This is a genomic window from Pseudomonas sp. 06C 126 (genome assembly GCF_001855215.1).
In the GTDB taxonomy this organism is placed as follows: Bacteria; Pseudomonadota; Gammaproteobacteria; order Pseudomonadales; family Pseudomonadaceae; genus Aquipseudomonas; species Aquipseudomonas proteolytica.
The window spans coordinates 134,588-154,125 of record NZ_MIFU01000001.1 but is presented as its reverse complement, the minus strand read 5'-3'; the positions used below and the strand labels follow the sequence as shown (position 1 = coordinate 154,125).

The 19,538-nt window shown below is 63.1% G+C and carries 17 protein-coding genes; 12 read left to right on the top strand and 5 right to left on the bottom strand.

Going from position 1 to position 19,538, the window contains the following annotated elements; genetic code table 11:
• Positions 1 to 40: 40 nt before the first annotated feature.
• Positions 41 to 454, top strand: coding sequence for a DUF2269 family protein (locus tag BHC62_RS00730; RefSeq protein ID WP_070993994.1), 414 nt, complete (start codon positions 41 to 43; stop codon positions 452 to 454).
• A 128-nt stretch (positions 455 to 582) separates the two neighbouring features.
• Here BHC62_RS00730 and BHC62_RS00725 read toward each other — a convergent pair whose 3' ends face one another.
• On the bottom strand, positions 583 to 1,239 hold the full coding sequence (locus tag BHC62_RS00725) for an HAD family phosphatase (RefSeq protein ID WP_070993993.1): 657 nt from the start codon (positions 1,237 to 1,239) through the stop codon (positions 583 to 585).
• A gap of 143 nt (positions 1,240 to 1,382) precedes the next feature.
• On the opposite strand from BHC62_RS00725, the gene BHC62_RS00720 reads away from it, so the two are divergent.
• Positions 1,383 to 1,862 (top strand): RNA pyrophosphohydrolase, encoded by a 480-nt coding sequence (locus BHC62_RS00720; protein WP_003176750.1) that lies wholly within the window; start codon positions 1,383 to 1,385, stop codon positions 1,860 to 1,862.
• 22 nt (positions 1,863 to 1,884) lie between these two features.
• Positions 1,885 to 4,164, top strand: a complete 2,280-nt coding sequence (gene ptsP, locus BHC62_RS00715; protein WP_029289388.1) for a phosphoenolpyruvate--protein phosphotransferase — start codon at positions 1,885 to 1,887, stop codon at positions 4,162 to 4,164.
• Positions 4,165 to 4,254: 90 nt separating this feature from the next.
• Here the strand turns inward: ptsP and BHC62_RS00710 are convergent, their stop codons facing one another.
• A complete protein-coding gene (locus tag BHC62_RS00710; RefSeq protein WP_070993992.1) occupies positions 4,255 to 5,001 on the bottom strand; it encodes an NRDE family protein in 747 nt (248 codons plus the stop codon).
• Positions 5,002 to 5,214: 213 nt separating this feature from the next.
• On the opposite strand from BHC62_RS00710, the gene lgt reads away from it, so the two are divergent.
• Both lgt and BHC62_RS00700 read left to right on the top strand, forming a co-directional pair.
• Positions 5,215 to 6,027, top strand: coding sequence for a prolipoprotein diacylglyceryl transferase (gene lgt, locus BHC62_RS00705; protein WP_070993991.1), 813 nt, complete (start codon positions 5,215 to 5,217; stop codon positions 6,025 to 6,027).
• A 51-nt stretch (positions 6,028 to 6,078) separates the two neighbouring features.
• Positions 6,079 to 7,050 (top strand): thymidylate synthase, encoded by a 972-nt coding sequence (locus BHC62_RS00700; RefSeq protein ID WP_029289382.1) that lies wholly within the window; start codon positions 6,079 to 6,081, stop codon positions 7,048 to 7,050.
• A gap of 131 nt (positions 7,051 to 7,181) precedes the next feature.
• Here the strand turns inward: BHC62_RS00700 and cadR are convergent, their stop codons facing one another.
• Positions 7,182 to 7,631, bottom strand: a complete 450-nt coding sequence (gene cadR, locus BHC62_RS00695; RefSeq protein ID WP_029289380.1) for a Cd(II)/Pb(II)-responsive transcriptional regulator — start codon at positions 7,629 to 7,631, stop codon at positions 7,182 to 7,184.
• A gap of 85 nt (positions 7,632 to 7,716) precedes the next feature.
• Here cadR and BHC62_RS00690 point away from each other — a divergent pair, with 85 nt between their 5' ends.
• The 7 genes from BHC62_RS00690 to BHC62_RS00660 all read left to right on the top strand — a co-directional run bounded on the left by BHC62_RS00690 (position 7,717) and on the right by BHC62_RS00660 (position 16,735).
• Positions 7,717 to 9,966: a heavy metal translocating P-type ATPase gene (locus BHC62_RS00690; protein ID WP_070993990.1), complete on the top strand. Its 2,250-nt coding sequence runs from the start codon at positions 7,717 to 7,719 to the stop codon at positions 9,964 to 9,966.
• A 16-nt stretch (positions 9,967 to 9,982) separates the two neighbouring features.
• Positions 9,983 to 10,846 (top strand): LysR family transcriptional regulator, encoded by an 864-nt coding sequence (locus BHC62_RS00685; RefSeq protein ID WP_029289375.1) that lies wholly within the window; start codon positions 9,983 to 9,985, stop codon positions 10,844 to 10,846.
• A gap of 235 nt (positions 10,847 to 11,081) precedes the next feature.
• Positions 11,082 to 12,146 carry a putative 2-aminoethylphosphonate ABC transporter ATP-binding protein gene (locus tag BHC62_RS00680; protein ID WP_029289373.1) on the top strand — a complete coding sequence of 355 codons (1,065 nt, stop codon included), beginning with the start codon at positions 11,082 to 11,084 and terminating at the stop codon, positions 12,144 to 12,146.
• A 1-nt stretch (position 12,147) separates the two neighbouring features.
• A complete protein-coding gene (locus tag BHC62_RS00675) occupies positions 12,148 to 13,872 on the top strand; it encodes a putative 2-aminoethylphosphonate ABC transporter permease subunit (RefSeq protein WP_070993989.1) in 1,725 nt (574 codons plus the stop codon).
• Positions 13,873 to 13,898: 26 nt separating this feature from the next.
• Positions 13,899 to 14,915, top strand: a complete 1,017-nt coding sequence (locus tag BHC62_RS00670; protein WP_029289369.1) for a putative 2-aminoethylphosphonate ABC transporter substrate-binding protein — start codon at positions 13,899 to 13,901, stop codon at positions 14,913 to 14,915.
• Between the two features lie 132 nt (positions 14,916 to 15,047).
• Positions 15,048 to 16,181: a TIGR03364 family FAD-dependent oxidoreductase gene (locus BHC62_RS00665; protein ID WP_070993988.1), complete on the top strand. Its 1,134-nt coding sequence runs from the start codon at positions 15,048 to 15,050 to the stop codon at positions 16,179 to 16,181.
• Complete coding sequence (locus tag BHC62_RS00660) at positions 16,181 to 16,735, top strand: phosphonate degradation HD-domain oxygenase (RefSeq protein WP_070993987.1); 555 nt, start codon at positions 16,181 to 16,183, stop codon at positions 16,733 to 16,735. The genes BHC62_RS00665 and BHC62_RS00660 overlap by 1 nt, the downstream gene beginning before the upstream one ends.
• On the opposite strand, the gene BHC62_RS00655 is transcribed toward BHC62_RS00660, so the two are convergent.
• The gene (locus BHC62_RS00655; RefSeq protein ID WP_070993986.1) at positions 16,732 to 18,099 is read right to left on the bottom strand and encodes a GTPase/DUF3482 domain-containing protein; all 1,368 of its coding nucleotides are present in this window, start codon (positions 18,097 to 18,099) and stop codon (positions 16,732 to 16,734) included. The two genes, BHC62_RS00660 and BHC62_RS00655, sit on opposite strands and share 4 nt — an antisense overlap.
• Positions 18,092 to 19,471: a DUF2868 domain-containing protein gene (locus tag BHC62_RS00650; RefSeq protein ID WP_029300598.1), complete on the bottom strand. Its 1,380-nt coding sequence runs from the start codon at positions 19,469 to 19,471 to the stop codon at positions 18,092 to 18,094. Before BHC62_RS00650 ends, BHC62_RS00655 begins: the two co-directional genes overlap by 8 nt.
• Between the last annotated feature and the right edge of the window lie 67 nt (positions 19,472 to 19,538).

Sequence of the window (19,538 nt, the reverse complement as noted above, 5' to 3'; positions counted from 1 at the left end):
GCGACTACGCTGATTGGGCGGCCTTTAAGGAATCGAGAGCATGGAATATCTGACAACCCTCAAGACCATCCACATGGTGGCAACGGTGCTGCTATTGGCCAGCGGCCTGGCCCTGGCGGTGCTGAGCTGGCGCAAGCGCGCAGCCGGGCCGGCGATTACATTGCAACGGCCATGGCTGTTTGTGTGGTTGTTGATGGGCGTAAGCCTGGTGAGCATGCCATTCACCGGCTGGTGGCTGGTGCACCTGATCGGCTGGCCATTGGGGCAGACATGGATCCTGGGCTCCAGCGTGATCTATACCGTCGCGGCGCTGGCCTGGTTCTGGCTGGTGGTGCGCCTCAATCGCCTGCGCCTGGGCGGTACGGGCAGCGCGAAATTCACCCTGGCCCTGGCGGTTGTCAGCCTGGTGGGGTTTGTGGCGATTGCCGGGTTGATGGGGGCCAAGCCGGTCTAGCGTTCGTCAAACCATTGTAGGAGCGAGCTTGCTCGCGAAAAACGTCAACGATAACGCGTACCCGCTGATTAAACGTGTCGCGCTCAGGTTTTTCGCGAGCAAGCTCGCTCCTACAGGGATTTGGGTGATCAGCCGCGCAGGCTGATTACCGGCCATCCACGCTTCTGGGCCTCAGCCCGCAAATTCGCATCCGGATCCACCGCCACCGGGTGAGTCACCTGCTCCAGCAACGGCAGGTCGTTCATCGAATCGCTGTAGAAATAGCTGTCGTCCAGGCTATACCCGGTCTCTTCCAGCCACCGATTCAAGCGCGTCACCTTGCCCTCGCGAAAGCACGGAACATCCGTGCTGCGCCCAGTGTAGCGGCCATCGGCCATCTCACACTCGGTGGCGATCAGGGTTTCAACCCCCAAACGTGCGGCAATCGGCGCGGTGACAAAGCGGTTGGTGGCGGTGATGATGACCAGCGTGTCACCGGCGGCGCGGTGCTTGGCCAGCAGTTCAGCCGCCTTGGGCAGCATCAGCGGTTCGATGCAGTCGCGCATGAAGTCGCGGTGCCATTCGTCGAGTTGGGCCATCTCGGTGTTGCCGAGGATTTCCAGGCTGAAGTTCAGGTACGCGGCGTTGTCCAGCTTGCCGGCCAGGTAATCCTGGTAGAACTCGTCGTTGCGGGTTTTGTAGGCAACGGCATCGAGGATGCCGCGCTCACACAGGTAATCACCCCAGGCGTGGTCACTGTCGCCGCCCAAAAGGGTGTTGTCCAAGTCGAATAAAGCCAGGCGCATTGCGGTTACTCGCTGAAAAGTCTGTAAAAAGGCGTCCAGAATACGGTCTTTTCACAAGAGTGCACATAAGGTAAGCAGCCTCGTTGCCGCTGCAACAAGCTTTGTGGAACAATGCGGCGACATGCGTTTGCGAGGTTGTTGCCGTGATCGACCCCGATGGTTTCCGTCCAAATGTCGGGATTATTCTTACGAATGATGCCGGACAGGTGCTATGGGCTCGCCGTATCAACCAAGATGCCTGGCAGTTTCCCCAGGGCGGGATCAACCCCGACGAAACCCCTGAAGACGCCTTGTACCGCGAGTTGAACGAAGAAGTAGGCCTGGAACGCGAAGATGTGCAAATTCTCGCCTGTACCCGAGGCTGGTTGCGCTATCGTTTGCCGCAACGCCTGGTGCGTACCCACAGCCAACCACTGTGCATCGGCCAGAAGCAAAAGTGGTTTCTCCTGCGCCTGATCTCCAACGAGCAGCGGGTGCGGATGGATTTGACCGGTAAACCGGAGTTCGATGGCTGGCGCTGGGTCAGTTATTGGTATCCGTTGGGCCAGGTGGTGACATTCAAGCGCGAGGTTTATCGTCGCGCTCTCAAAGAGCTTGCCCCGCGCCTTTTAGCGCGCGACTGACGACGGAGTTCGACCCCGAGCCATGCTCAATACGCTGCGCAAGATCGTCCAGGAAGTTAACTCCGCCAAGGATCTCAAGGCGGCGTTGGGGATTATTGTGTTGCGCGTCAAGGAAGCCATGGGCAGCCAGGTCTGCTCGGTTTACCTGCTGGACCCCGAGACCAACCGTTTTGTGCTGATGGCCACGGAGGGCTTGAACAAGCGCTCCATCGGCAAGGTCAGCATGGCGCCCAATGAAGGTCTGGTGGGCCTGGTGGGGACGCGTGAAGAACCCCTGAACCTTGAGAACGCGGCCGATCACCCGCGTTATCGCTACTTTGCCGAAACCGGCGAAGAACGTTACGCCTCCTTCCTCGGCGCCCCGATCATCCACCACCGCCGCGTTGTCGGCGTATTGGTCATCCAACAGAAAGAACGCCGCCAGTTCGATGAAGGTGAAGAAGCCTTCCTCGTGACCATGAGCGCGCAGCTGGCCGGGGTTATCGCCCATGCCGAGGCCACCGGCTCGATTCGCGGCCTTGGTCGCCAGGGCAAGGGCATCCAGGAGGCCAAGTTCGTTGGCGTGCCGGGTTCACCGGGCGCTGCGGTCGGTACTGCGGTGGTCATGCTGCCGCCGGCTGACCTGGATGTGGTGCCGGACAAGTCCATCGACGACATCGATGCGGAAATCAAACTGTTCAAGACCGCCCTGGAAGGGGTGCGCGCCGACATGCGCAACCTGTCGACCAAACTGGCCACCCAGTTGCGCCCCGAAGAACGGGCGCTGTTCGACGTGTACCAGATGATGCTCGACGACGCGTCCCTGGGCAACGAAGTCAAGACCGTGATCAAGACCGGCCAGTGGGCCCAGGGCGCGCTGCGCCAGGTGGTCACCGATCACGTCAACCGCTTCGAGCTGATGGACGACGCCTACCTGCGCGAGCGCGCCTCGGATGTGCGCGACCTGGGCCGGCGCCTGCTGGCCTACCTGCAGGAAGACCGCACCACCAACCTGGTGTACCCCGACAACACCATCCTGATCAGTGAAGAACTGACCGCCACCATGCTCGGCGAAGTGCCGGAAGGCAAACTGGTGGGCCTGGTCTCGGTATTGGGTTCGGGCAACTCCCACGTGGCGATCCTGGCCCGGGCCATGGGTATCCCGACGGTAATGGGCCTGGTGGACCTGCCGTATTCCAAGGTTGACGGCATCTCGATGATCGTCGACGGGCACCGGGGCGAGGTCTTCACCAACCCCAGCGAGTTGCTGCGCAAGCAGTACGCCGAAGTCGTAGAGGAGGAGCGCCAGCTGTCCCAGGGTCTCGATGCCCTGCGCGAACTGCCCTGCGTGACCCTCGACGGCCACCGTGTACCGCTGCTGGTCAACACTGGCCTGCTGGCGGACGTGGCGCGTGCTCAACAACGTGGCGCTGAAGGGGTGGGCCTGTACCGCACCGAAGTGCCGTTCATGATCAACCAACGTTTCCCGAGCGAGAAGGAGCAGCTGGCGATCTATCGCGAGCAACTGTCCGCCTTCCATCCGCTACCGGTGACGATGCGCAGCCTGGACATCGGCGGCGACAAGTCACTGTCTTATTTCCCCATCAAGGAAGACAACCCCTTCCTTGGCTGGCGCGGCATCCGCGTTACCCTCGACCACCCCGAAATCTTCCTCGTCCAGACCCGCGCCATGCTCAAGGCCAGCGAAGGCCTGAACAACCTGCGTATCCTCCTGCCGATGATCTCCGGCACCCACGAACTGGAAGAGGCCCTGCACCTGATCCACCGCGCCTGGGGCGAAGTGCGCGACGAAGGCGCCGATGTGCCGATGCCTCCGATTGGCGTAATGATCGAAATTCCGGCAGCCGTGTACCAGGCCAAGGAACTGGCGCGGCAGGTGGACTTCCTGTCGGTGGGCTCCAACGACCTGACCCAATACCTGCTGGCCGTGGACCGTAACAACCCACGGGTGGCCGACCTCTACGACTACCTGCACCCGGCAGTGCTGCAAGCCCTGCAACACGTGGTGCGCGACGCCCATGCCGAAGGCAAGCCGGTGAGTATCTGTGGGGAAATGGCCGGTGATCCGGCAGCGGCGGTGCTGTTGATGGCCATGGGCTTTGACAGCCTGTCGATGAACGCCACCAACCTGCCGAAGGTCAAGTGGATGCTGCGCCAGATCAACCTGAGCAAGGCCAAGGAGCTGTTGGCGGAGTTGATGACCATCGACAACCCGCAAGTTATCCACAGCTCGCTGCAGTTGGCCCTGAAAAGCCTGGGGTTGGCGCGGATGATCAATCCGACGGCGACCAAAACCCTGTAGGAGCGAGCTTGCTCGCGAAAAACGTCAACGATGACGCGTACCCGCTGATTAAACGTGTCGCGCTCAGGTTTTTCGCGAGCAAGCTTGCTCCTACAGGTTGATGTCTACCTCGCCGAGTCGCCCACCATGGGGCCCGAAGCTACGTTCCACCATCCGCCGCGTTCCATCGGCATGCACAATCAGTGCGGTACTCGCCCGTGTTCCATAACTGGGGCTGGCGATAAACACACTCGACAACAAACTCTCGGTGGCGAGCCCGACCCCGGTATCCGGCAGCTCGGCAAACGGTGCGGTCTGCGGGTCGCTCAAAATCCCCAGCAGGGCTTCAGGATGGGGATCGTCCAGCACTTCGGCCAGCGCGGCCTTGGCCTTGAGCAGTTTGGGCCACGGCGTGTCCAGCCCGGCATTGGATAACCCATAGATCCCGTTCATCAGTTGCGTGGGCGTCGACTCATTGGCGTTGTAATGCCATAACTCATCCCGCGTGCCGATCAACAGGTTGAACCCGGCATATTCAATCGATCTGCCGTTAACATCGGCTAAATAGTCATCAACCGGTAGGGAACCGTTGAGAAAGCGCGCCACCAACTCGCCCCGGGACTTGCGCGCCGGTGGCTGGTGCGGGTCGCGGATATTGGTCAGCGCGGCAAACCGCCCATCGGCACCGATCCCCAGCCAGGAGCCACCCGCTTCCTGGTCGCGGCCGGCATATACCTGCGGTGCATCCGGCCACTGGGCCAGGGGCAGGCTGGGCCGGGCGTAGAACTCGTCACGGTTGGCCGCGACGATCAGGGGCTGGGCGTGGCCCGGCCGCCAGGCGAAAACAATCAGGCACATAAGGCGATCCTTTTGTGTTTTGTTCACTCTACCCATAGAACCGCCGGCTATCCATCGTATCGAAGTTGGGCCAGATGCCTCCCATCCGTTAACATGCCAGGCTGCTTGGCGTGGGGGCGAACTTCTTCATTTGATCGAACTGCTGTAACGCAGGCTTAATCGCCCACCGGCATGGTCCGTGCGCAATAACGAATGATTTAACGAGGAGTCGCAATGCTGCCTTACCCGCAGATCGACCCGGTGGCCCTGGCCATCGGTCCGCTGAAAATCCACTGGTACGGGTTGATGTACCTGATCGGCATCGGCGGTGCCTGGCTGCTGGCTTCTCGGCGCCTGAACCGCTTCGACCCGACCTGGACCAAGGAGAAACTCTCCGACATGGTGTTCTGGATGTCGATGGGGGTGATCGTCGGCGGCCGCCTGGGCTATGTGCTGTTCTACGACTTGAGCGCGTACCTGGCCAACCCGACCCTGATTTTCGAGGTGTGGAAGGGCGGTATGGCGTTCCACGGCGGCTTTATCGGCGTGATGCTCGCGGCCTGGTGGTTTGGCCGGCGCAACGGCAAGTCATTCTTCCAGTTGATGGACTTCGTCGCGCCGATGGTGCCGATTGGCCTGGGTGCCGGGCGTATCGGTAACTTCATCAATGCCGAATTGTGGGGCAAACCGACCGACGTGCCGTGGGCGATGGTGTTCCCACCCTTCAGCGACCCGGCGCAACTGCCGCGCCACCCGTCGCAGTTGTACCAGTTCGCCCTGGAAGGCGTGGCGCTGTTCCTGATCCTTTATATCTTCTCGCGCAAGCCGCGCCCGACCATGGCGGTTTCCGGGATGTTCGCCCTGTTCTACGGGATCTTCCGCTTTATCGTCGAGTTCGTGCGGGTGCCGGATGCGCAACTGGGCTACCTGGCGTTCGGCTGGCTGACCATGGGCCAGGTGCTGAGTATCCCAATGATCCTCGCAGGCCTGGGCATGCTCTGGTGGGCTTACAATCGCCCGCAGGCGATCAAGAACGCCGCGCTATAAATTCGAACGCCGAGGCCTGAGGGCCTCGGCTTCACCGATACAGGTAAAGTCATGAAGCAATATCTCGAGCTGGTTTCCCACGTCATCAACAACGGCACCAAGCAGGCCAACCGCACGGGCGTGAACACCATCAGCTTCCCTGGTGCGATGTTGCGCTTTGACCTGCAGGAAGGTTTTCCAGCCATCACCACCCGCAAAATGGCCTTCAAGTCGGCGATTGGCGAGATGTGCGGCTTTTTGCGCGGGGTGAACAACGCCGCCGAATTCCGCGCCCTGGGCTGCAAGGTGTGGGACCAAAACGCCAACGAAAACGCGCAGTGGCTGGCCAACCCGTTCCGCCAGGGCGAGGACGACCTGGGCGAGATCTACGGCGTGCAATGGCGCAAGTGGCCGGCGTACAAGCAGATCCCGTTGAGCAACCAGGCCGCTATCGAGCAGACCCTGGCCCAGGGCTATCGCCAGATCGCCGAAGGCGAGGAAGATGGCCAGGCCTACGTGGTGCTGTACAAGGCCATCGACCAGATCCGCCAGTGTGTCGACACCATCATCAAGGACCCGGGCAGCCGGCGCATCCTGTTCCACGGCTGGAACTGCGCCCAGCTCGATGAAATGGCCTTGCCGCCGTGCCACCTGCTGTACCAGTTCCACCCGAATGTCGAGACCAAGGAGATTTCCCTGACCCTCTACATCCGCTCCAACGACCTGGGCCTGGGCACGCCGTTCAACCTCACCGAAGGCGCCGCGCTGCTGAGCCTGATCGGCCGCCTGACTGGCTACACGCCGCGCTGGTTCACCTATTTCATCGGTGATGCGCACGTCTACGAAAACCACCTGGACATGCTCAACGAACAGCTCAAGCGCGAGCCATTCGCCGCGCCGAAGCTGGTGATCAGCGAGCGTGTGCCGGAGTTTGCCAAGACTGGGGTGTACCAGCCGGAGTGGCTGGAATTGATCGAACCGGGCGACTTCTCGCTCGAAGGCTATGAGCACCATGCGCCGATGACCGCGCCGATGGCGGTCTGATCTAAACGCGGTCAAAAAAGTGTGGGAGCGGGCTTGCCCGCGATAGCGGTGTATCAGTCGACATCTTAATTGACTGGTCCACCGCTATCGCGGGCAAGCCCGCTCCCACATTTGGTTGGCGTTCACATTAGTTAGTGGCCGTGGCTTCTACCCACATGTGAATGCTCCGCCTCACTGGCCGCCACACTCCCACTGACCTCCAGCCGCTGCAAAATCCCGCACTGGTCAATCTCCGGCCCTTCGCCACAGCGCTGGCGCAGGTCGATCAATTGTTCCTGCAGGGCCAACAACCCATCAATCCGCGCCTTGACGTGATGGATGTGCTCGTCGATCAGCGCATTGACGCTTTCACACTGGTCCTGGGGGCTGTCGCGCAGGCCCAGCAGGCTGCGGATCTCTTCCAGGGTCATGTCCAGGCTGCGGCAGTTGCGAATAAAGGTCAGGCGCTCGGTGTGCGCCTGGGTGTACAGCCGGTAGTTGCCCTCACTGCGCGCCGGGGGCGGCAGCAGGCCTTCCTTCTCGTAATAGCGGATGGTTTCTACCGGGCAGTCGGTCAGTTTTGCCAGTTCGCCGATCTTCATCGCAGCAATCTCCAAAAGGGTGCTTGACCCTATAGTGGCTACAGGGTCTTTACTTGGCAACAGGCACCTTCACGGACGCGAGACAATGAGCGATTCCATTCACACCCCGCATAAGCATGACCACGATCACGATAATGATCACGGCGAAAAACTGCAGCCTGTGCAAAAGCACGATCATGGCGGCTCCTGCTGTTCCGGCGCGGCTGCGCCTTCTCTGGTGACGTTGACCGAAGCGCCCAGCGCCAACGCGCGGCTGAGCACTTTCCGCATCGAAGCCATGGACTGCCCCACCGAGCAGACGCTGATCCAGAACAAGCTGGGCAAGCTGGCCGGTGTGCAGCAACTGGAGTTCAACCTGATCAACCGCATCCTCGGCGTGACCCACGATTTGCCGAGCACCGCGCCGATCATCGAGGCCATCAAATCCCTGGGCATGCAGGCCGATCCGATCGAAGAGGGTGCGCCTGCCGCCGAGCCTGCTGCCAAGAAACCCTGGTGGCCGCTGGCCCTGTCCGGCGTGGGTGCGCTGGCAGCGGAGGTGATCCATTTCACCAACGCCGCACCGACCTGGGTGGTGGCGCTGGTGGCGCTGGTGTCGATCCTCAGCGGTGGCCTCACTACCTATAAAAAGGGCTGGATTGCCCTGAAAAACCTCAACCTGAACATCAACGCGCTGATGAGCATCGCCGTGACCGGTGCGATCCTGATCGGCCAGTGGCCGGAAGCCGCGATGGTGATGTTCCTGTTTACCGTGGCCGAATTGATCGAGGCCAAGTCCCTGGACCGCGCGCGCAACGCGATCAGCGGCCTGATGCAGATGACACCGGAACAGGCCACGGTGCGCCAGGCTGACGGTAGCTGGGTCGAACAGGAGGTCAAAGTCATTGAACTGGGCGCCATCGTGCGGGTACGTCCCGGTGAGCGCATTGGCCTGGACGGGGAAGTCACCGCCGGCCAGTCCACCATCGACCAGGCGCCGATCACCGGCGAAAGCCTGCCGATCGAGAAGACCGTGGGCGATAAAGTCTTCGCCGGCACCATCAACCAGGCCGGTTCCCTGGAATACCGGGTGACCGCCGCCGCCAACAACTCCACCCTGGCGCGCATCATCCATGCGGTGGAGCAGGCCCAGGGCTCACGGGCGCCGACCCAGCGCTTTGTCGACAGCTTCTCGAAAATCTACACCCCGGCGGTATTCCTGTTTGCCTTGGGCGTGGCATTGATTCCGCCGCTGTTTATGGGCGGGGTGTGGTTCGACTGGATCTACCGTGCGCTGGTGCTGCTGGTGGTCGCCTGCCCATGCGCCCTGGTGATTTCCACTCCGGTGACCATCGTCAGTGGCCTGGCCGCGGCCGCGCGCAAAGGCATCCTGATCAAGGGCGGCGTGTACCTGGAGGCCGGCTACAAACTGGACTACCTGGCCCTGGACAAGACCGGCACCATCACCCATGGCAAGCCGGTACAGACCGACTACCTGGCGCTGTCCACCCAAGACAACGCCCCGGCCCTGGCCGCGAGCCTGGCCGGGCGCTCCGACCACCCGGTGTCGCTGGCCATCGCCAACGCGGCTGTGGATAAAAACCTGGCGCTGCTCGCTGTGGATAACTTCGAGGCCCTGGCTGGGCGCGGGGTACGTGGCGAGATCAACGGCGAGGTCTATCACCTGGGCAACCACCGCCTGGTGGAAGAACTTGGCCTGTGCTCGCCAGCCCTTGAAGAAAAACTCTTCGCCCTGGAAAAACAAGGCAAGTCCGTGGTGCTGCTGCTCGACAAGTCCGGCCCGCTGGCGCTGTTCGCCGTGGCCGACACGGTCAAGGACAGCAGCCGCGAAGCCATCGAGCAGTTGCACGAGCTTGGCATCAAGACCCTGATGCTCACCGGCGACAACACCCACACCGCCCAGGCGATTGCCGCCCAGGTGGGTATCGACCAGGCTCAAGGCGACCTGCTGCCCACTGACAAGCTCAAAGCCATCGAGGATCTGTACGGCAAAAACCACCGGGTTGGCATGGTCGGCGACGGTATCAACGACGCCCCGGCCCTGGCCCGCGCGGAGATTGGCTTTGCCATGGCCGCCGCAGGCACCGACACCGCCATCGAAACCGCCGACGTAGCGCTGATGGACGACGATTTGCGCAAGATTCCGGCATTCATACGTTTGTCGCGACAAACGTCGAGTATCCTCAAGCAGAACATCGCCCTGGCGCTGGTGATCAAGGCGATCTTCCTGGCAGTGACCTTCCTGGGCATGGCCACCATGTGGATGGCGGTGTTCGCCGACATGGGCGTCAGCCTGCTGGTGGTGTTCAATGGTCTGCGCTTGTTGCGCAAATAGTCGATGAGAGGGTGGTGTGCTGAGTGCCGAGCTGAAGGCGTTTTACATGGTTGCCCGCCTGGGCAGCATTACCCAGGCGGCGAAGAAACTCGGCCTGAGCCAACCCACGGTGACCACCCAGATCCGCCACCTGGAAAGCCAGTACTCGGTTGAGCTGTTCTATCGCGGTGGCCGGCGCCTCACCGTCAGCGACGAGGGCGCGCGGCTGTTGCCGATGGTCAAGGCGCTGTTGCAGCAGGAAGCGGATATCGAGTTTTTCCTGCGCAACAGCGGTCAGGTCCAGGGCACCTTGCGGATCGCCGCGACCGCGCCTTACTACATCCTCGACCTGGTGAAGACCTTTCGCGAACGCTTGCCCCACGTGGAAGTGGCGGTGGAAATCGGCAATTCCCAGCAGGTGCTCGAAGCGCTGGATGATTACCGGGTGGATGTCGCCGCGTCCTCGCAACTGCTGGAAGACCCTCGCCTGATCCGCCGGGTGCTGGGCACTGACCCGCTGGTGCTGGCGGTGCATCGCAATCACCCGTTGGCCGCGCTGGAACATGTTCCACTCAGTGCGTTGGTGGGGCACACCCTGTTGATGCGCGAAGCGGGCTCCACCACCCGGCGCCTGACCGAAGAGATGCTCGATGGCGCTGGCGTAAGCTATGGGCCACTGCTGGAGATCGGCAGCCGCGAGTCGATTCGCGAGGCGGTGCTGCGCAATATCGGCATCAGCATCATTGCCCGCCAGGAAGTACCCCATGACCCGCAACTGCGGGTGCTGACCATCGAGAATGCGCCGCAGATCCCGGAGTATCTGTATTGCCTCAAGGAGCGCAAAGGTGCGCGGTTGCCGGCGGCGTTTCTGGGGTTGGCGCAGGAAATGTCGCCACTCTGAGGGTGTTGGTGGCTTTGAAATCGCCATCGCAGGCAAGCCAGATCCCACATTTGCATGTATTCACAGCCCCAAATGTGGGAGCGGGCTTGCCCGCGATAACGCCAGGCCAGTCACCACAACGCCACAACCCTACCCAAATCCACCAATACCACTATCACCCGCTTTTGCCTTCCTGCCACACCAGGGACGCATTTGCTCCCTAGCATGGCCTTCATCAGTTTGATGAGGTGCCACCATGAACACAGCCCAGCTCAACCCCGGCGCGCCGATGAAGGTGCGTGGTATCCAGAAGCGCTTCGGCGCCTTTACCGCCCTGGACCATGTGTCCCTGGACGTCGCTGCCGGTGAGCTGGTGTGCCTGCTCGGCCCCTCGGGCTGTGGCAAGACCACCTTGCTGCGCTGCATCGCCGGCCTGGAGCGCCAGGACAGCGGCGAGTTGTACCTGGGTGATCGCGATGTTTCCCTACTGGCACCGCAGGCGCGGGACTACGGCATTCTGTTCCAGTCCTACGCGTTGTTTCCCAACCTCAGCGTCGAGGCCAATATCGGCTACGGCCTGACCGGTAGCGGCCGCGATGAAGTGCGCAAGCGCGTGGCGCAGATGCTGGAGCTGGTCGGCCTGACCGGCAGCGAAAAGAAATACCCCGGCCAACTGTCCGGTGGTCAGCAACAACGGGTCGCCCTGGCCCGCGCCCTGGCGCCGGCCCCGTCGCTGTTGCTGCTGGACGAACCCATGTCAGCCCTCGACGCCCGGGTGCGTGAGCACCTGTGTACCGAACTTCGCCAACTGCAACGCCGCCTGGGCATCACCACCTTGATGGTCACCCACAACCAGGACGAGGCCATGCTGATGGCCGACCGCATCGCCGTGATGAACAACGGTAAGGTCGAGCAATACGCCACTCCTCAAGAGATTTATGATCGCCCGGCCACGCCGTTCGTGGCCGAGTTTGTCGGCCAGGGCAACTGGCTGCCGTTCAGCCGCAACAGCGCCAGCCACGCCCAGGTCGGCGGGATGAACGTGCGCCTGGCCGAAGACAGCGGCAAGGCCGCCTCGGGCCGCCTGTTCTGCCGGCCGGAAGCAATCAGCGTCAACCCGCCGGTACACGAAGAAAACCTGTTCCCGGCCAAGGTCCGCGAGATCACCTTCCTCGGCAACCGTTGCCGCATGAGCTTTGAACTGGACCAGTTGCCCGGCCATCCGCTGCTCGCCGAACTGGCGCCGGAAGCCATGCCGCGCCTGGGCGCCCAGGATATCTGGGTTGCACTGCCGCCGCGCAGCCTGCAGGTGTTTGCCTGAGATGGCCGCCGATATGACCCTGCCGGTACCCGGCCGCGTGGCTCGCCAGGTTTCCCGTGCCGAAATCGGCGACCGCATCTTTGTAGTGGGCGGCAAGGTGCTGTTGCTGTGCCTGTTGGGCATCGCCGTGCTGCTGCCGTTGCTGGCGATCTTCTGGCGCGGCTTCAGCGCCGAAGACGGCCAGGGCGGCGGGCTGGTGGCGGCGCGCGAGTTGCTGACCAGCGCCAACTTCCATTGGCTGCTGGGCAACAGCCTGAAGGTTTCCCTGAGCGTTGCGGCCATCGTCGTACCCCTGGCCTACCTGTTTGCCTACGCCCTGCAACGCACGCTGATCCCCGGCAAGACGCTCTGGCGTGGCTTGTCATTGCTGCCGCTGATGGCGCCCTCGATGTTGCCGGGCATCGCCCTGGTGTATCTGTTCGGCAACCAGGGCATGTTGCGCGGCCTGCTGTCAGACAACATCTACGGCTTCTGGGGCATTGTCCTCGGTGAAGTGATCTACACCTTTCCCCATGCCCTGATGATCCTGCTGTCGGCGCTGTCTTTGGCGGATGCGCGGCTGTTCGATGCTGCCTCAAGCATGGGCGCCAGCCCGGCGCGGGCGTTTCGCAGCATCACCTGGCCGGCGACGCGCCAGGCTGTGTTCGCCGCGTTCTGCCTGGTGTTCACCCTGACCATCACCGACTTCGGCGTGCCGGTGGTGGTGGGCGGCGACTATCAAGTACTGGCGCTGGAAGCCTACAAGGCGGTGGTCGGCCAGCAGCAGTTCGGTCGCGGCGCCTTGATCGGCATGGTGTTGCTGCTGCCGGCGCTGCTCAGTTTTGCGGTGGATACCTGGCTGCGCCGGCGCCACGGCGACTCCATGAGTGGCCGCGCCCAAGTGTTCCAGCCGGCGCCGTCGCGCCTGCGCGATGGCTGCTACCTGGCGATTGTGTTGCTGATCTGCGCGGTGCTGCTGTTGGTGTTCGGTATGGCGGTGTATTCGTCGCTGGTGAAATTCTGGCCGTACAACCTGTCGCTGTCGCTCAACCATTACCAGTTCAACGACACCTCCGGCGGCGGCTGGCTGGCCTATCGCAACAGTTTGACCATGGCGATCTGCACCGCATTGATCGGCAGTGTGCTGATCTTCACCGGCGCCTACCTGATGGAAAAGACCAAAGGGCAAAAAGGCCTCAACCTGGCGCTGCGCATGCTCAGTTTTGTGCCGATGGCAGTGCCGGGCTTGGTGCTGGGCCTGGGTTATGTGTTCTTTTTCAACCTCAACGGCAACCCGCTGCATGTGCTCTACGGGACCATGACGCTGCTGGTGGTGTGCACCATTGCGCACTATTTGACCACCGCGCAGATGACCGCCACCACCGCCCTGCGCCAACTCGACGCCGAGTTCGAAGCCGCCGCGCTGTCGCTCAAGGCGCCGTTGTACCGCCACTATCTGCGGGTCACCGTGCCGATCTGCCTGCCGGCGCTGTTGGACATCCTGCGCTACCTGTTTGTCTCGGCGATGACCACTGTGTCGGCGGCGATCTTTCTCTACAGCCCCGACACCATCCTCGCCGCAGTCGCCGTGTTGAACATGGACGACGCCGGCAACGTTGGCGGCGCGGCGGCCATGTCGACCCTGATTCTGTTCACTTCAGCCGGCGTCTCGCTGCTGCTGGCGTGGGCCTCACGCGGCTTGTTGCGCCGCTCCCAGGCCTGGCGCCAAACCGCGCCCGGTCAATAACCCTGCCCCACACAAGGAAACGCACCATGTTCAAGCCCCTGGCCCTCGCCGCTGCTGTGCTCACCGCGTTCAGCCTGAATGCCTTTGCTGCCAAGACCGAGTTGACCGTGTACACGGCCCTTGAAGCCGAGCAATTGAAGACCTACAAAAAAGCCTTCGAAGCGGCCAACCCGGACGTCGAGATCAAGTGGGTGCGGGACTCCACCGGCATCATCACCGCCAAGCTGCTGGCGGAAAAAGCCCGCCCGCAAGCCGATGCGGTGTGGGGCCTGGCGGCTTCCAGCCTGGCGATCCTCGATCAGCAAGGCATGCTGCAAAGCTACGCGCCAAAGGACCTGGACAAGATTGGCAAGAACTACCGCGACGCCGCCAACCCACCGGCCTGGGTCGGCATGGACGTATGGGCCGCGACCATCTGCTTCAACACCGTCGAAGCCGAAAAACAGGGCCTGAGCAAGCCGATCAGTTGGCAAGACCTGACCAAGCCGGAATACAAAGGCAAGATCGTCATGCCGAACCCGGCGTCGTCCGGCACCGGGTTCCTCGACGTCAGCGCCTGGCTGCAGACCTTCGGCGAGAAGCAGGGCTGGCAGTACATGGATGACCTGCACCAGAACATCGGCCAGTACGTGCACTCCGGCTCCAAGCCGTGCAAGTTGGCGGCGTCCGGCGAATTCCCGATCGGTATCTCCTTCGAATACCCGGCCGTGCAGTTGAAGCGCCAGGGCGCGCCGCTGGATATCGTCTTGCCCAAGGAAGGCCTGGGCTGGGACATTGAAGCCACTGCGGTGATCAAGGGCACCGCCCACCAGGAAGCGGCGCAGAAGCTCGCCGACTTCTCTGCAAGCCCGGCGGCGATGGAGTTGTACAAGGAAAACTTTGCGGTCCTGGCCCAGCCGGGAATCGCCAAGCCACAGACCGAATTGCCGGCGGACTACGAGCAGCGCCTGATCAAGAACGACTTTGCCTGGGCCTCGAAAAACCGCGACAACATCCTGACTGAATGGCGCAAGCGCTATGACGGCAAGTCGGAAAAACAATAACTTCAACCGTTTCTAAAACTGTAGGAGCGAGCTTGCTCGCGAAGAACGTGAACGATAACGCGGGCCGTCAGAATCCACGCAGCGCCCTCAAGTTCTTCGCGAGCAAGCTCGCTCCTACAGGGGGCGAACACCATGACACACCACAGTGATTTGCTGATCGTCGGCGCCGGTATCCTCGGCCTGTCCCACGCCTACGCCGCCGCCAAGCGCGGGCTCAAGGTCAGGGTCTTCGAACGCACGGCCACGCCCCTGGGTGCCTCGGTGCGTAACTTCGGCCAGGCCCTGGTCACTGGTCAACCGCCTGGGCAGATGCTCGACCTGGCTCGGCAAAGCCGCGAGATCTGGGGCCAGTGGGCACAACTGGCGAACCTGCAACTCAAGCGCAATGGCTCTTACCTGTTTGCCCGCACCGAAGCCGAAGAGCATTTGCTGCAAGCCTTTTGCGCCGGTCGCGCCAAGGCGCACGGCTACCGCGTCAACCTGCTGCAAGGCGCCGCCATGAATGATCTGTACGGCGGCCAGTTCCGCCATCATCGCGCTGCGCTGCACGGCCTCGACGATCAGCAGCTGTATTCCCGTGAGGCGCTGCCGGCGCTGATCGACTACCTGCGCCGCGAACTCAAGGTAGAGTTTCACTTCTCCACCCTGGTACGCGACATCGAGCCCGGCCAACTGCACACCACCGCCGGCAGCTTTCGCGGCGAGCAGATCATTGTCTGCTCCGGCCACGACTATCAGACCCTGCTGGCCGAGCAGATCGCCCAACTCACACCGCAAATCTGCCAGTTGCAAATGCTGCGCGCGCGGCCCAAGGCCGACTTGAACCTGCAACATGCGCTGCTCACGGGCCTGAGCTGCGTGCATTACGGCGCCTTCGCCGACTTGCCGCAAGCCGCCGCCGTGCAGGCACAGATCCTGCGCGACACGCCGCACCTGGATGAACATGGCATCCACCTGTTGATCAGCCCGACGCCCCATGGCGAGTTGATCATCGGCGACTCCCACCATTACGGCAGCGATCCGTCGCCGTTCAATGCCGAACAGGTGGACAACTGGATGATCGAGCTGGCAGAACAGACCCTGGGCTGCCAGATTCAGGTCGTGGAACGCTGGCAGGGCGTCTATGGTTCCCGGGGGCCGGGGCCGTTTTCGTTCCTGCGCGCTGCAGATGGCGTGCGCGTGGCGTTGATGCATACGGGTGTAGGCATGAGCGTGGGGCCGGCGATGGCCGAGCGCAATATCACTGAACTGTGGGGGGAGGCGTGATGAACGCTGAGCAGGTAGTCGCCGAAGTCTTCGGCCTGTACGAACAGCATGGCGCCGCCGACTACATCGGCGAGCCGGTGTCGCAGATCGAGCATATGTCCCAGGCCGCACAACTGGCGATGGCCGAGGGCTTCGACGATGAAGTGGTGCTGGCGGCGTTCTTCCACGATATCGGGCATATCTGCGGCCAGGGTGAAGCGAACATGGGCGGCTACGGCGTAGTCAGCCATGAACGCCTGGGCGCCGACTATCTGCGGCGCGCCGGCTTCAGCGAGCGCCTGGCGAAACTGGTGGAATATCACGTACAGGCCAAGCGCTACCTGACCTTCAGCCAGCCGGACTATTACCATCGCTTGAGCGAGGCCAGCCGCCGCACCCTGGGCTACCAGGGTGGGGTCATGACGGCCGATGAGGCCCTGGCGTTCGAGCAGGACCCGCTGTGCGCGGTGAGCCTGCGCATGCGCCACTGGGATGAGCAGGCCAAGGACATGCACGTGCCGGTGCTGGACCTTGAGGTGCTGAAGGCCAAGGCCCGGCAATTGCTGGCGGCTTAAGCCTCGTCCAGGCGCTGGGCCAGGGCTTCGATCTGTTCCTGACGTTCGGCCTGGCTTAACCTTGGGTGAGGGTTGAGCGACGACCATTTCGGATGGGCGCGAGCCTTGTGCAGGGCGTCCGGCAGTTTGCCTTCACGCCAGGTCTTGTCTTGCGGAGTGTCGACCTTGATGCTGTGCATCGCCGCGTGCCCGCGCAGGGCCAGGGCCTTGAGCAATTGCCGTTGGCGCAGGGCCAGCAGGCGCAGCACGCTGTCATCCACCGTCAGCTCGCGCTGGCCCTTGATCTTGCCCAGCAGGCGGCTGCCGTAGCTGCGCGCGGTTTGCAGTGCGCCGCCGGCAATCGCTCCGGCGAGGGCGGCGGCGCCCAGGGTCAGGCCGCCGACCAGCAAGTCCACACCGGCACCGGCCGCCGCCCCCGCCGCAATCCCGCCACCGACCCGCACCCCCAGTTGCTTGAGGGTTTCGGGGTTGAACAAATCATCGCCCCAACGCCCGTCCAGCAACGGCAGGTCGCTGGCCGCAGCGTCCTGCGGGCGGAAGCCGAACAACTTGAGCAGGGCTTCGACGCAACGTTGTTCGCGCTGGCGTACGGCTTTGCGCAGATCGCTGATGGCTTGCTGTTCATCCTCGGTGACCACACTGCGCCGGCATGCGGCGCAGTCGATCAGCAGCTCGGCGATCAGGCGTGCGGCGCTTTGCTGGCGCGCCTGGCGTTGAGCCTCCTGATCAAGGATCAGCCGTTCCAGCTGGGGGCGTGAGCTTTCCAGCAACAGGGCCAGGCTTTCATACAGCCGTCGCTCGCCATCTTCGGGGGGCGCCACGCTGTCAAAGCGCACCAGTGCATGCAGGCCCAGGCGGGCCAGGGCTTCGCGCCAGTCCGGCTCGCGGTGGTCGCTGCTGCTGACAAAGTTGAGCACCGGCAACAGCGGCTTGCCGCAACTGGCCAGTACTTGCAGCTCGTCGCGGTATTTGGCCAGCACCGGTTCCCGGGCGTCGATCACGTACAGACCGGCGTCGGACGCCAGCAACTGACGCAACACCTTGGCTTCCTGTTCGAAGCGTTGACGGGCTTCGCTGCCTTCCAGGAAACGGGCGAGGCGAGCCGGGCCGTCGAGGCGTTCGCCCGGTCGGTCGAGGCGCTCGAGGTAGTCAAGCAGGGCGATGGCATCTTCCAGGCCTGGCGTGTCGTAAAGCTCCAGCAAGGCTTGGCCGTCGACCGACAAACGCGCGCCTTCGACATGCCGGGTGGTGCTGGGGCGGTGGGACACTTCGCCAAAACCCACGTCGCGGGTCAGGGTGCGCAGCAGCGAGGTCTTGCCGACGTTGGTGTGGCCGACCACCGCCAGTTTCAGGGGTTTAGTCATGACCGGTCTCCAGCCAGGTGAGTGGCGCGCAGTCGGCGAAGGGCAGGTCCAGTTGCTGCAAGGCCGTGTGCCAATCGCCGAGGCGCTCGGCATCCAGCGCCTGGCCCGGTGGTGCTTGCAGCAGCCAGACACGGGTGGCGCTGGCGCTGCGCGCCAGTTCGCCGATCAGCGCCAGGCTGCCACGATCCGGCGAGCGGCGTGGGTCGCAGGCGATCACCAGGCGTGCGGGCGGGAAGCGGGTCAGTTGCTCCAGCAGCTTGTGGCGTGATTCGCGGCTGTCGAGGATGCCGGCGTTTTTGACCGTGGCCGGTAGTTTGGGCGGCCAGGGGTGTTGGTCGTCCAGTTCGATGGCCACCAGCAGGGCGCCATCGCTGTGCAGTTCGCTGGCGCCGCCGCTGACGTGATGCAACTGTTCTGGAGCTGCATCGTTGACACCCAGGCGTTCGCTGCTGGGCATCAAGGCTTCGCGCAAGTGGCTGTAGCCGGGCAGGTTGAGGTCCAGGCCCAAGGCGGCACGCCCGCGTCGCCAGCGCCATAGGCAGAGCAAGGCGAGGAGCAGTCGGGGCAGCAGGCCGTAGACCAGCAATACGCCCACCAGCCAGGCGGCCCAGGCTTGGCGGGCGCTTTCGATATTCAGGGCAGAGTCGCCACTGGCGCGGATCATCTCGACGGTCGGCACGCTGAAGCCGAGCAGGGCGGGCAGGCTGCCCAGGGCCTGGGTCACGCTGACAAAGGTGTCGGCGCCGAGGATGGTGGTTTCCCAGACAAACCCGTAGCGCCGGGTGGCCATCAATGTCAGCAGGATCACCAGCGCGCTGCACAGCGCCAGCAGCCACAGACCATTGACCAGCACACCGACCGCCCAGCGGTTGAGCTTGTGGCGTTGCAGCAGCAACAACAACGCCGGCGCCAGTTGCGCGGCCTTGGCATCACGGGCGAATTTTTCGCTGAGCCACAACCACAGGCGGCCGAGGCTGGCGCTGTGCTCGCCGGCAAACACCAGGCCCAGGGCCCAGCTCAGCAGCAGGATCAGGTTCAAGCCCAGCAGGCTGCCCAGGGCCCAGAACACATTGACCGGGGCCAGGCCGTTGCCCAGGGCGGCGAACGCCAGGCCGGCACCGCTGACCACGGCCAGTACCATCAGCGCGATCAGCGCCAGCCGCGCACCTTGCAACCAGTGCAGCAGGGCGGCGCTCAGGCCGTCGCGCTCGGCCAGCCACAGTGCACGGTTTTGAATACGTGTCGGCAGGTCGCCGCCGTTGCTGCGGGCCAGGCGATTGGCTTCCTGGTCTTCCAGGGGGCCGGCGTGTTCTTCACGCAGGCGCACGGTTTCCGTCAGCCACAGTTTTTGCAGAGGGTTCAGTGCTGTCACGCGCGGTCCTGTTGTGTCAGTGAGCCTGGAGCATAACCCCTGGCCCGCGCCTCTGGTATTCTCGTTG

Excerpts from the sequence above, each read along its gene's own strand:
- BHC62_RS00730 (WP_070993994.1), top strand. The coding sequence starts at position 41 with ATGGAATATCTGACAACCCTCAAGACCATCCACATGGTGGCAACGGTG.
- BHC62_RS00725 (WP_070993993.1), bottom strand. The coding sequence starts at position 1,239 with ATGCGCCTGGCTTTATTCGACTTGGACAACACCCTTTTGGGCGGCGAC.
- ptsP (WP_029289388.1), top strand. The coding sequence starts at position 1,885 with ATGCTCAATACGCTGCGCAAGATCGTCCAGGAAGTTAACTCCGCCAAG.
- BHC62_RS00710 (WP_070993992.1), bottom strand. The coding sequence starts at position 5,001 with ATGTGCCTGATTGTTTTCGCCTGGCGGCCGGGCCACGCCCAGCCCCTG.
- lgt (WP_070993991.1), top strand. The coding sequence starts at position 5,215 with ATGCTGCCTTACCCGCAGATCGACCCGGTGGCCCTGGCCATCGGTCCG.
- BHC62_RS00700 (WP_029289382.1), top strand. The coding sequence starts at position 6,079 with ATGAAGCAATATCTCGAGCTGGTTTCCCACGTCATCAACAACGGCACC.
- cadR (WP_029289380.1), bottom strand. The coding sequence starts at position 7,631 with ATGAAGATCGGCGAACTGGCAAAACTGACCGACTGCCCGGTAGAAACC.
- BHC62_RS00690 (WP_070993990.1), top strand. The coding sequence starts at position 7,717 with ATGAGCGATTCCATTCACACCCCGCATAAGCATGACCACGATCACGAT.
- BHC62_RS00680 (WP_029289373.1), top strand. The coding sequence starts at position 11,082 with ATGAACACAGCCCAGCTCAACCCCGGCGCGCCGATGAAGGTGCGTGGT.
- BHC62_RS00675 (WP_070993989.1), top strand. The coding sequence starts at position 12,148 with ATGGCCGCCGATATGACCCTGCCGGTACCCGGCCGCGTGGCTCGCCAG.
- BHC62_RS00670 (WP_029289369.1), top strand. The coding sequence starts at position 13,899 with ATGTTCAAGCCCCTGGCCCTCGCCGCTGCTGTGCTCACCGCGTTCAGC.
- BHC62_RS00665 (WP_070993988.1), top strand. The coding sequence starts at position 15,048 with ATGACACACCACAGTGATTTGCTGATCGTCGGCGCCGGTATCCTCGGC.
- BHC62_RS00660 (WP_070993987.1), top strand. The coding sequence starts at position 16,181 with ATGAACGCTGAGCAGGTAGTCGCCGAAGTCTTCGGCCTGTACGAACAG.
- BHC62_RS00655 (WP_070993986.1), bottom strand. The coding sequence starts at position 18,099 with ATGACTAAACCCCTGAAACTGGCGGTGGTCGGCCACACCAACGTCGGC.